The 11562-nt window shown below is 44.1% G+C and carries 10 protein-coding genes and 1 rRNA gene; all 11 read right to left on the bottom strand.

Annotation, left to right across the window (positions count from 1 at the left end; genetic code table 11):
• Positions 1–67 (bottom strand): 16S ribosomal RNA (locus FKZ59_RS12845); the annotation flags it as partial.
• A 308-nt stretch (positions 68–375) separates the two neighbouring features.
• A complete protein-coding gene (locus FKZ59_RS12840; protein WP_181733295.1) occupies positions 376–645 on the bottom strand; it encodes a pro-sigmaK processing inhibitor BofA family protein in 270 nt (89 codons plus the stop codon).
• Positions 646–787: 142 nt separating this feature from the next.
• Positions 788–1027 (bottom strand): YaaL family protein, encoded by a 240-nt coding sequence (locus FKZ59_RS12835; RefSeq protein WP_141603154.1) that lies wholly within the window; start codon positions 1025–1027, stop codon positions 788–790.
• Positions 1017–1613 carry a recombination mediator RecR gene (gene recR / locus FKZ59_RS12830; protein WP_141603153.1) on the bottom strand — a complete coding sequence of 199 codons (597 nt, stop codon included), beginning with the start codon at positions 1611–1613 and terminating at the stop codon, positions 1017–1019. The genes FKZ59_RS12835 and recR overlap by 11 nt, the downstream gene beginning before the upstream one ends.
• 13 nt (positions 1614–1626) lie before the next feature.
• The gene (locus FKZ59_RS12825; protein WP_141603152.1) at positions 1627–1941 is read right to left on the bottom strand and encodes a YbaB/EbfC family nucleoid-associated protein; all 315 of its coding nucleotides are present in this window, start codon (positions 1939–1941) and stop codon (positions 1627–1629) included.
• A gap of 49 nt (positions 1942–1990) precedes the next feature.
• The gene (gene dnaX / locus FKZ59_RS12820; protein ID WP_141603151.1) at positions 1991–3745 is read right to left on the bottom strand and encodes a DNA polymerase III subunit gamma/tau; all 1755 of its coding nucleotides are present in this window, start codon (positions 3743–3745) and stop codon (positions 1991–1993) included.
• A gap of 154 nt (positions 3746–3899) precedes the next feature.
• Positions 3900–6491, bottom strand: coding sequence for a VWA domain-containing protein (locus FKZ59_RS12815; protein ID WP_141603150.1), 2592 nt, complete (start codon positions 6489–6491; stop codon positions 3900–3902).
• The gene (locus FKZ59_RS12810) at positions 6475–8202 is read right to left on the bottom strand and encodes a vWA domain-containing protein (protein ID WP_246045892.1); all 1728 of its coding nucleotides are present in this window, start codon (positions 8200–8202) and stop codon (positions 6475–6477) included. The genes FKZ59_RS12815 and FKZ59_RS12810 overlap by 17 nt, the downstream gene beginning before the upstream one ends.
• Before the next feature lie 26 nt (positions 8203–8228).
• Entirely contained in the window at positions 8229–9098 is an 870-nt protein-coding gene (locus FKZ59_RS12805) for a DUF58 domain-containing protein (protein ID WP_141603148.1), read from the bottom strand.
• Complete coding sequence (locus FKZ59_RS12800; protein ID WP_141603157.1) at positions 9092–10057, bottom strand: AAA family ATPase; 966 nt, start codon at positions 10055–10057, stop codon at positions 9092–9094. Before FKZ59_RS12800 ends, FKZ59_RS12805 begins: the two co-directional genes overlap by 7 nt.
• 38 nt (positions 10058–10095) lie before the next feature.
• Positions 10096–11556, bottom strand: coding sequence for a hypothetical protein (locus FKZ59_RS12795; RefSeq protein WP_141603147.1), 1461 nt, complete (start codon positions 11554–11556; stop codon positions 10096–10098).
• Between the last annotated feature and the right edge of the window lie 6 nt (positions 11557–11562).

Here is an 11562-nt window from a genome sequence, read left to right as displayed (position 1 = left end):
GCTCGACTTGCATGTATTAGGCACGCCGCCAGCGTTCGTCCTGAGCCAGGATCAAACTCTCCAAAAAGAATTTGATTTCGCTCAAATTGTTTGTCCGAATCCGGTCCGCCGACGGGGCCGGCAAACCGGAATTGTTTCTGGCATCAACGCTTTGGTGTTCAGTTTTCAAGGTTCATTTAGTAAATTTGTAGTGACATTTAAATATTATATCACGTTTTTTTGTTATTTCAAGTATTTTTTTGCTTGTTTTTTAGCGAGCTTTTATATTTTAACTGATTTGCTTTATTAGTGTCAATACTTTTTAACTTTTTTATTTCTCAAAGGGAAATTTATTATAACAAGTGAAGTGAGAAGATGCAATAATTGTTGAACATTTTATTGTAATAAAGTTAATACTGCAATGCACAATACACCCGGAAATCCTAAAATTGTAATAGTGAGAGCCGAAAAAAAGTTCACCGGAATGACAATATCAAAGCCGTCAAATGTAATGTGGGCCAAATATAAAAAAGCAAACGAACATGCAAGCCGAAACCAGAAAATCGCCAATTTCTCAATAATAATCCCATAATCCAGCTTTTTTCCTGTAATAAGGAAAACAATGAGTAGCACGCATATAGCACCCAGACCCAAATATGTACCCATCCAATCTCCTTCCGAATTCACGTACATTGGAAACATATGCTATTACGGCTACTCTTAGTATTATTTTCACAAAAACAATAATTTTACATCTCATTTTATTAAAACTGCATTTTCAAGTTGAACCGCATCCCCAATGCTCCTTTTATTTGTCATGACGCAGCATTATTCTTCGGATGCGCGCTTCTTTGAACAGATAAAAATGAAGACTTTCTGCAATTTTGCTTTGGGCAATGATATCCAAATTATAATCTTCCGTCAATTCTTCCAGCTGTTTTGCGTAATTCCAATCATCTTTTGTTTCTTGCATCAAACGCATTAATTGTTCATCAAATTCTTTTTTTAATTTTCCTTTTCGACTGAATAAGCCCACCTTATATTTCACGCCGCCCTTCCAAAGCTTTTGATAACGTCACTTCATCAGCATATTCCAGGTCGCCACCTACCGGCAGTCCATGGGCGAGGCGTGTTGTCCGGATTCCCGAGGGCTTTACAAGACGTGAAATATACATCGCTGTCGCTTCCCCTTCAATCGTTGGATTCGTCGCCAAAATAATTTCTTTGACCCTCTCATCTTGTAATCGGTTGATTAATGAAGCTACATTAATATCTTCAGGACCGATTCCGTCCATCGGCGAGATGGCCCCGTGCAATACATGATATAAACCATGGTAATCCTTCATTTTTTCCATGGCGATCACGTCTTTTGGATCCTGTACAACACAAATCGTTGAAACATCCCTGGTTTGATCGGTACAAATATGGCAAGGATCCACATCAGTTATATGCCCGCATATGGAGCAATATGTCAAATCCCTCTTTGCATCCACTAACGCTTTCGCAAAGGATAATACCTCATCTTCCTTCATGGTTAAAACGAAAAATGCCAGTCGAGCCGCAGTTTTCGGACCGATGCCTGGCAATTTCATAAAGCTATCAATGAGCTTTGATATCGGTTCAGGATAATACATTTAAATTGACCTCCTAGAACGGAAGGTTTAATCCTTGAGTGAATTTGCCCATTGTTGCAGCAGTTTCTTCTTCCACTTTCTTCAATGCTTCATTAATTGCAACGATAATTAAATCTTGAAGCATTTCCACGTCTTCCGGATCCACTACGGAAGGATCGATGCTGATATCCAAAACTTTGCGTTCCCCGTTGACTGTCGCTTTTACCATTCCGCCTCCAGCAGTTCCTTCAAATTCTTTTGCATTTAATTCTTCTTGAGCTTGAAGCATTTCTTTTTGCATTTTTTGCATTTTTTTCAGCATGCTCTGCATATTACCCATTCCACGCATTCTAAAACGTCCTCCTTTATTGGCATTCTTTAAGTTATGCTGAAAATCATCAATCTTCCACTACTTCCACAAAATCTTTTCCAAACATTTTTTCCGCTTCTTTCACAATCGGGTCTTCCGACTCCATATCTTTCATGTCGTCAATATATGGCGCTTCGGAAACATTTTCCTGAACCTTGTTCTCCGCATTATTAGCTTTTTTAAGATTTAATCCGCTCTCGCGGATAAAATTTTCACGTAAAACGGTCCATTGCCGTTCCGGAATGCACAAAATTTCATACATATTTCCAGTTTGTTGAAAAAGCGCTTGGGAAAAGGCAGTAGTGAGATCTCTGTTTTCAGCAACCATTTGACAATGTATATCATACTTGAATTTTATCACAAATGCACTAGAAGATGCTGCAACTGGTTCGGCTTCCGCAAAAAGCGCCGATTGCGATTTTTGAAGCTGGTTTAAGGCAGGGAACCAGGCGTTTTTCACCTGGATGATATCTTGTTTCGTAGCGTGCTTTAACACTTCTTTGATTCTTCCCTCGGGCGCTTTATATCCATTGACAATTTTTGTTCTTGGGCGGATCTCTTCTTTGGCCGGCATATTTGCCTGGGAAACCGCCGCACCGCTTTCAATTTGCGTTTTTAATTGAAGGACCAATTTCTCCAATTGGGCTACTTTATCAAGTAATGCGGAATCCGCTTGCACCGCGCCTTTTGCACCCGAATTTGAAATTTGGGTCATTTTCAATAAAGCGGTTTCCAAATACACTTTTGTATGATGAGAAAACCTCATATCTTGTTGGGTTTTGGAAAGGATATCAATACATTTGTAAAGGGTATCGGATGAAAATTCCCGGGATAACTCCGCAAATTTTTCTTCAGGTGTAATCAGTTCCAACAGTTCCTCCAAATTCCCGCTCGTTTGCAGCAATAACAAATCCCGGAAAAATGTAATCAGGTCTTCCGACAAACGGAGCGGATCCTTCCCTTCCGCTATCAAATCTTCCAATAAAGAAAGTACATGGGCGATATCCTTTTCTTTTAAAGCGGACACTAAATCATAAAACACATCTTGGCTCACGGAACCGCTTACCAGCAAAGCGTTTTCAAGCGTCAGCTTCTCCCCGCTGAAGGATACGATTTGATCCAATAAACTTAACGCATCACGCATCCCGCCGTTTGCCGCTTGCGCAATGACTTTTAGCGCCTGTTCTTCGTAAGGCAGTTGAATATCCTCCAACACCAATTTCATCCGTTCCACAATATCATTGGAAGAAAGGCGTTTAAAATCAAAGCGCTGGCAGCGTGAAATGATGGTAGCCGGCAATTTGTGCGGTTCAGTGGTTGCCAAAATAAACACCGCATGGGCTGGCGGTTCTTCCAATGTTTTCAGCAAAGCATTGAAAGCGCTCGTAGAAAGCATATGCACTTCGTCGATAATATACACTTTATAGCGGGCATTTACTGGAGCAAATCTTACTTTTTCAATGATGTCGCGGATTTCTTCAACGCGGGAATTGGAGGCGGCGTCGAATTCAATCACATCCGGGTGTGAACCTTCCGTGATGCTTCGGCAAGTGGGACATTCATTGCAAGGCTCGTTCGTCGGCGCCTTTTCGCAATTTAATGCTTTAGCAAAAATTTTGGCTGTACTTGTTTTTCCTGTGCCCCGCGGGCCGGAAAACAAATATGCGTGGGTTGTTTTATTTGCCAGGAGAGCATTTTGAAGCGTTCTTTTTACGTGGGTTTGACCGGACATTTCGCGAAAGCTTTGCGGCCTGTAAACGCGATAAAATGCTTGATATGTCAACGATTTCCTCTCCTTTTTGCTTACGACGTTCTCGTAGCTACATTATACCACTTCTCAGCGTTTAAAAAACAATTATAAAACGATGGAAGATGGCGCCACCAGCATGACGCCGCCTCCGCTAATCCCTTCTTTCATCATACATGCGAAAAGAAAATTATCTCTTCCTCATTCCTTTTAAAATTCGTTCCACATTTGTTTCTTCCTCTGCAACTTTCGTTGCAACAACTTTCCTTGGTTTTCCGATTTGTTTAATAAAGGTCCATCCAAATCGCCGAATCGTTATATCAATAAAGAACAACAATAAACCAACAAGGATCAGAAAAGTAGAGATGCTTTGGCGGGCAGTCCCTTGTTCCTTAAATGCACGAAAAGCTTCCTGCGGCTCTTTAATAATCTTGCCTCCTGTTTTTTCGGCAATTTCTTTCAGCAAATCCTCATTTGGCGGCTGCAGTTCATATTCCGCGCTATACGGGACCGTTAATCCCGCCTGAAACACATCATCGTCTTTTGAGATTCTGAAGAACACCAGACCTGGCTTGGCGTCAACGATTGCCCGTATTTTGCCTGCGGAAACGGGTTCCAGTTGGACATCCAATTCATTCCCGGCTTCATCTACTACAGCAACGTCTAGAAAAGCCGCCTGATTAGCGGGATCGGTGATGATAAATGTTCCATCCCCATCCATCCGGATGTCATAAGCGATTTCGTTATATGCAGGCAGCAATCTGGAAACGGCTGTATGCCAAAAATCACCCCACCGGTTCCACCTCGCCCAATCCCCGGTCCAGGCTCCTGTGGAATCGGATGTAAAGGCTATCGTCCGCCCCAGTCCATATTGCCATTCTGCAAGCACCGGATCTTCTTTTTCGCTTTCCGCAATCACATGGGCGACCGTTTTTGCGGTTGTTGCAATGTAAGCATTCATCTGCGGAACGCCTTCTTCAAACAAATGATTCCAGCCTTCTGCATGATGGATAACCGGATAAAAAGGATTGTCTTCAATATAAGTCCGGGACATCATCGCCGTTTCTCGGGTCAAAATTGATGGAATCGAGGTTTCATCTACTACATCATAAAACCTTCCACTCCCAAGTTCGCTTAAATATTCTAATAAATTCCGATCCGCGTCATCCCCGATGGCAACGGTCGACAACGTAATCAAATTTTCTTTTCCGCCTTCAATAAGAGCTTCATAACTTCCGGTCGAATATGACTGGCCATCGGTTAATAAAATGATATGTTTCCGCTGCAATTTCAGAGGGCTCAAATTTTTATAGGCCAAGGAAAGGGCCGGATAAATTTCGGTTCCCCCGCCTGGCGGTATGGACATGATGGTTTCGACCACAGATTTTTTATTTTTGATCGGCCCTGTTCCAACAAGTTCCCACGGCTGATCGTCAAATGCAATCAATCCAAACGTATCTTCCTCCCGGAGCAGCTCAACGGAACGCGCTGCGGCCTCTTTGGCCAATTCCATTTTCATACCGGTCATACTGCCTGAACGGTCAAGCACGATAATAAGCCCCAAGGACGGTATTTGTTGTTTCCCTTGCACTTCCATTTCAACGGGCAGTAACCGTTCAATGGGCGTTTTAAAATAACCTCCCAGGCCAAAACTGTTTTCTCCCCCGACCATCATAAAGCCGACGCCGAAATTTTTTACTGCCTGCTCGATGACACCCATTTTCGCTTCCCCGACAAGATGACCAGGGACATTGTCAAAAATGATGGCATCATACTTCAGGATATTGGATAAAGAGCTGGGCAATTCTTCGGCAGCCACCTCTTCAAACTGAATGGCAGACGGATTCAATATTTTCGCGATGGCAGAACCCTTTCCTTGATTAGTGACAATCAATAACCTTGGAGTGCTCCGGATATTCGTCATGCTCGTCAATTTATTATTTTCTAATACGGCATCTTCATCCGTTTGAATCACTGCTTCATACTTCACTAATCCCTCTTGGCTTCCTTTATGACGATGGGTGAAAACATTTTTTCCTTGCTGCAGCTGAACTTCTTCCCTCATAATCAGCTGATCGTTTTCATATATGAGCAGCTCGCCTAATGTATCTTTGGTTGATTCAATTTCCGTCACCAATTGCTGTTCTTCTCCCTGATACGCCACTTTTGGGGTCGTAAAGCTCCGAATGGAGACGTCATGTTCAATATTTCTTCCAATCGGAACCACATCTACGGAAATTTTTGAACCGGCCATTTTCGCAATGCTTTCCAATGCTTCACCTTTTGTTTGCCGTCCGTCAGTTAGAAGAACGATGCGCGCTGCTTTGTCTTTATCAACGATGCCCGATGCCAATTGCAAAGCTTGTTCGATATCGGTCTCATCCACCCCGCGGATATCGCTTAAGGTTGAAGCATGTTCCAACGTCCTTGACAAAATCGCCTCTGTTTGAAAATTTGAGGCAAAGGAATAAATCCCCACCGAATGGTGTTCCTTCTTCGCTTTCAAACTTTCTTCAATGAACTTCAAAGCTTCATCTTCAGTGCCTTCCACTGAAGCCGAACGGTCAATAAGGAACAATACCTGTTCATCCTTTACCGGCAATAATACATAAGGGGAGGCGAGGGCAAATACGAGCGTGGCAGCCGCGATCATCCGAAGAATGAAAACCGTTTTATGTTCTTTTTTCAAGGAAGCCCGATGTTTTCGCCATGTCCAAATAAAATACCCCAAGAGCGGAATGGCTAATAGCAGGAATATTGGATAATCAATTCGCAAATCCACGTCTTCTCTGCACCTCCCACTCAATGACAAGCAACAATAAAATGATGAGCACAATCCATTTCGCCAAGGATTCATTCCTTACCTCTTCCTGTCCGCCCAACACTCTTCCCAGCTCAAAGCTGGTACCATCCTGAATCGTCCGTTCCTTCTGCGGCAATTGGACAATAAACGGTTTTTCTTCTTCTTCGGAGCGGACTACATAAAACCCGGGCTTTGCCGGCGCCCGGAACTCATGGGGTTGTTCGAAGGAAGAAATATAATCCCCATCCGGCGTGTAAATGGACCAATCCTCCGGAACCAGGGCAACAGCACGTCGTTCATTTGGAGTGAAAATTCCCAATGAAGTTTTCCCTTCCATCAGCTCATTTTGGACGCTCCACAAAAACAAAGGAAAGGAAGGGTCAAGCGGCCAATCGGTCAATTGGATGTCCGTCAGAATGATGATATCTCCTTTCGGCGACCGTTGAATCAACGGCTTGCCGTCCACCTTTGCGATGGTTTTGAAATTTTCGAAAGGCGGGTAAACGGCGCTGACATACACATCTTCCAACGAACTGAATGAGAACAATTCATCTTCCGACACTTCCACTTTCCCGCTGACTTCACTTTCCGTTTCATCATTCCGTCCAATTAACACAATCGGTTCCTTCCGTTCAAGAAGTTCTGTCCGGTTTGTCACGACAATGGTATCCTTCAAGGATTTCAATTGCCCATCCGGAACAATTTTCACATCAAGCCCTAACGATTGAAAGCCGATTTGCACCAGTTTATGCATATCTTGTCCCACCGCGATTTGGTAAGGATCGCTTCCGACCATCGTTACCATGGAATTGTCCTCTTCATAATCGTCGTTTACTTGAATCATTGCAATGAGCGCATCTCTTTCCGGCAAAGCTTCAAATGTATAGGCCGCTTCTTCTTTGGACTTTAAAGTAATCGTCTTTTCCAACAATTCTTCCCCATTTTGATCGGAAAAAGAAAGGCGGACCGTTTGATTGGTTTCCGTTTCATTTTTTAATTGCAGCAAAGCAACCGTCTCTCCGTTTGCATTGGTTGCCGCAAAACGGGTGATTGCCACGTTTTTTAGTCCGGATTCCGCACCTTTTACAATCCATTTCACATGGTCGCTTTCGACCGGCAAATCTGAACGGGAAACCGCATCTGTGAATAAATAGATGGTCGTCGGCAAATCACCTACAAAAGCATTCGCCATTTCAATGGCTTTTGGTAATTGTTCTTCCTCATATGTGACTTCCAACTCATCGATGGCTTTTTCGATTCTTTTTACATTGGTTTCCTGACGCAGAATTGCTTTCGGTTCGTTTCCCGTAGTAATAATGGTCAAGGGCCTTTCCCCGATTGCATTGACAAGGGAAAGCATTTCTTTGCGGTGCTTTTCAAAGGTGGATTGTTCTTTTCCGGCAAGCATGGTGGCGGATGTATCCACGATCCATATCACTTGTTCCCCGCTGATTTCCTTCGTCTTTGTATAAGGGTTTATCAATGCGAGCACAAAAAGAAGCAGCGCCAACATTTGCAAATAAAACAGCGCATTCCTTTGCAAATGTTTTAAGTAAGGTGATACATTGGTTTCTTGCATGATTTGTTCCCAAAAAAGAGTGGATGAAACTTGTTGTTCCTTATATTTCTTTCGAAAAAAGTAATATAAAAGAACTATAATTGGAAAGATGATGGTCCATAAAAAAGTCAATTGACTAAACCCCAATGCAAATCACCTCACTGTATCCACCGATTCTTTAGAAGATGATGGAAAACCGCCCGTTCAATCCCATCATCAGCCACCAATTGGATCGTTTTAATGCCGAAGCGGCTGCAGATGGCGTGGAAAGCCTTTTCGTGCTGCTCGCGCCCCTTTTGATAGTCTTCCAGCACTTTATTTGACATCGAAACATTCAATTCTTCGTCACTTTCCACATCAATCAGCCGGATGTCTCCTGTATAGGGCGGATGCAATTCTTCTTCCGTCACGATTTGAATGCAGCGGACATCGCCCGAAAAATGGGGCAGCTTGCGGAAAAAATGTTCCCATTCCCCCAAAGGTTCCAAACCATCCGTCACTACAAACAGAACGGTGCAGTCTTTTGGCAAAGCTTTTATTCCGTTCCTTGCAAAACTTCCTTTAAAAGAGGCATCCGGCATGTTTGCCACCATTTGCAAAAAGGCTTTCCGATAGGCCGCCCCTTTTTTTCTAAAGATAATTTCTTCCTCCAAAGCGGAAAAAGAAAGCCGGTCGTCCCTGTTTAACACCATGAATCCCAAGGCACTGGCAATTTGCCTTGCAAACAGCCACTTCTTCTCTTCCCCCATCGAACGGGAAGAATCCAGCAAAATATGCACTCTCATTTCTTGTTCATCCAAAAACCGCTTAATAAAATATTTTTCCGTCCTTGCGTAGACATTCCAGTCCACTTGACGCACATCGTCACCCATGGCATATTCCCGATAGTCGGAAAAATCCAGGGAAGAGCCGAAGCGGTGGGAACGGTGGGAGCCTTTGTGCTGACCCCTCAATTTCGAAGATGTGGCCACCGACAAGCGCACCAATTTTGAAATGAAATCTTCCGTTAAAATGAATGAATTCATGATAAAGCACCCTGGGGAACATGATTTAAAATTTCTTCTATTAATTCATCCGTTGTTCTTCCCGTTGCTTCCCCTTCATAGTTCAAAAGCAGCCGGTGGCGCAATGCCGGTTTTGCCACAGCTTTAATATCCGCAAGGGCCACATGGAATCTTCCGTTATATACCGCGCGGGCTTTGGCCAATTTGATGATGCTTTGGAATCCCCTCGGTCCGCTTCCGTACAAGACATATTGCTTCACAAAAGAAGGAGCATTGTCCTCTTTTGGATTGGTTGCCACCACCAAATCCGCCGCATATTCCAACATTTCATCAGCCACCAATACTTCCTTGACCATTTGCTGCGCTGCCATTAAGCGCTCTGCATCCATCACTTTTTCCAACTGAACGGTTTGCGCTCCCGTTGTCCGTTTGACAATTTCAATTAACTCCTCTTTGCTTGGATAGGGAACAAGTATTTTGCATAAAAAACGGTCCATTTGCGCTTCCGGCAAAGGGTACGTTCCTTCCATCTCGATCGGGTTTTGGGTCGCTAACACGAAAAACGGTTTCGCCATGGGTTTCGAATCACCCAAAATGGTCACCGTTCTTTCACCCATCGCCTCCAATAAAGCGCTCTGCGTTTTCGGTGTGGCGCGGTTAATTTCATCGGCCAACACCATTTGACTGAAAATCGGGCCCGGCTGAAACTCAAATTGCTGTCTTCCGCTTTCTGTCCTCTGGATGATATTCGTCCCCGTAATATCAGCGGGCATCAAATCCGGCGTAAATTGGATGCGGGAAAAAGATAAATCCAAAACCCTTGAAATGGTCCGGATCAGCATCGTCTTCCCCATCCCCGGCAATCCTTCAAGCAGCGCATGGCCATCCGCCAAAATGGAGAACAGGGTATATTCGATCGCCTCTTCCTGGCCGACTATGAATTTTCCAATTTCCTCCCTTACCCGCTGCAATTGTTCAGCCATTTCCACATATTGCTGTTCACTATACAAACGAATTCCCCCTATTGTTCAGACTGTAACGATGAAAAATATGATTCCACTACATTTTGCAAATCTCTCGGCAGTTGCATTCGTTTGGCGCTTTGCATATATCTCTCTTCATAAGCTCCTATCACTTCTTCGTAGCTTCGAACGGTTCCCTTTGTTACCGGTACCTGCCCTTTTTGTTCGCCTGCCGGATTTCCTTGCCCCAACGGACCGCCATCCACGGTAGGTGGACGTCTCTCGCCCAACCGTTCAGAAGGAATTGAGAGAAGAGTGCGCCCTCCCGATCCCTTTCCTGCACCGCCGCCAGCAGAAGACCCGCTTCCCGAGCCTTGCCCGCCTGTTCCCGAACCGCTTCCTTGGCCCTGGCCGGTTCCGGAACCGGTATTCCATTGGCCTTGGTTATTTCCTGATCCGGTGCTTCCCTGACCTTGATTATTCGATCCGGTGTTTCCTTGGCCCTGGTTATTCCCCGAACCGGTACTTCCCTGGCCTTGCTGACCATTATTTTGCTGATTATTATTCCCTTGGTTTGTATTGGAATTTCCTGTTTGATGATTGGACGTACTCCCGTTCTTCGAGCCGGTTTGGGCATCCTCCATCATTTTGCCGATGGTGTTTTGCAACTCGAAACTGAGAGGCGCTCCAAGTTTGCTTATGGCTTTCTGGGTGCTTAATGCATGCTGGGCCAGAGAACTTTGCACTTCCGCAAGATCTTTCAGCTTCTGCAGTTCCCCTTCCGTCAATCCTGACCCATCCGCGTTTTCAGCAAGCCTTTTTTCTTGCAGTTTTTGTTCCTGCAATTTCAATTCTTTCTGCTTTTTCACCACTTCCCGGAGAGCCTGTTCGGGGGTTTCCGCTTCTTTCAACCTTCCAAGCAGCTCTTTCAATTCCTTTTTTACATCTTCGGATTCGGCTTTTCTTTCTAATTTCGCCACTTCCTTTTTGATATCCCTGATGACTTCCTGTTCCTTTTCAACCACTTGCGCTTCCTGCTGCGTTTCAGAAGGGAAAATCCATAAAGCGGCCGTGATGATCGAAACAATCAAAATACCAAATAAAGCCTTTGGACGCCAATATTGTTTCGTGCGGCGTTTAAAACGTTCAAAAGCCTTTTCCGATTCCTTTACCGCTTTGTCCATAATCGAATCGGCCAATGGATGTTCATTTTCTTTGAAAGATAAAGCCGTTACCAGTTCGTTAAATGGGTAAAAATCATCCAATCTCCGCAATGCTTCCTTTGTTCGGACGCGCTTCCACCACATATAAACGGCCGTTGCAACAATCGTGGCACAGGCAACAGCCAAGGCGATTTCGTCATAATAGGCGAAAACAAAAAATCGGGAAACGAACAGGATCGCCAAAGTGAACACCAATGAAAGAAAAACGCCGTATTGCAATAAAGGCAGCATTTTCTCCGCATTTAAACTCCGTTTTGCCCGATTTATATATTTCATTAAGTATTTTTGACGATCCATCGTTCC

The sequence above is a fragment of the Ureibacillus terrenus genome (assembly GCF_006569205.1).
In the GTDB taxonomy this organism is placed as follows: Bacteria; Bacillota; Bacilli; order Bacillales_A; family Planococcaceae; genus Ureibacillus; species Ureibacillus terrenus.
Note: the sequence above shows the minus strand (reverse complement) of the source record. Positions and strands in the feature narration are given on the sequence as shown.

Coding starts and splice junctions, on each gene's coding strand:
- FKZ59_RS12840 (WP_181733295.1), bottom strand. CDS start 645: ATGGGTACATATTTGGGTCTGGGTGCTATATGCGTGCTACTCATTGTT.
- recR (WP_141603153.1), bottom strand. CDS start 1,613: ATGTATTATCCTGAACCGATATCAAAGCTCATTGATAGCTTTATGAAA.
- FKZ59_RS12825 (WP_141603152.1), bottom strand. CDS start 1,941: ATGCGTGGAATGGGTAATATGCAGAGCATGCTGAAAAAAATGCAAAAA.
- FKZ59_RS12800 (WP_141603157.1), bottom strand. CDS start 10,057: ATGGCTGAACAATTGCAGCGGGTAAGGGAGGAAATTGGAAAATTCATA.
- FKZ59_RS12795 (WP_141603147.1), bottom strand. CDS start 11,556: ATGGATCGTCAAAAATACTTAATGAAATATATAAATCGGGCAAAACGG.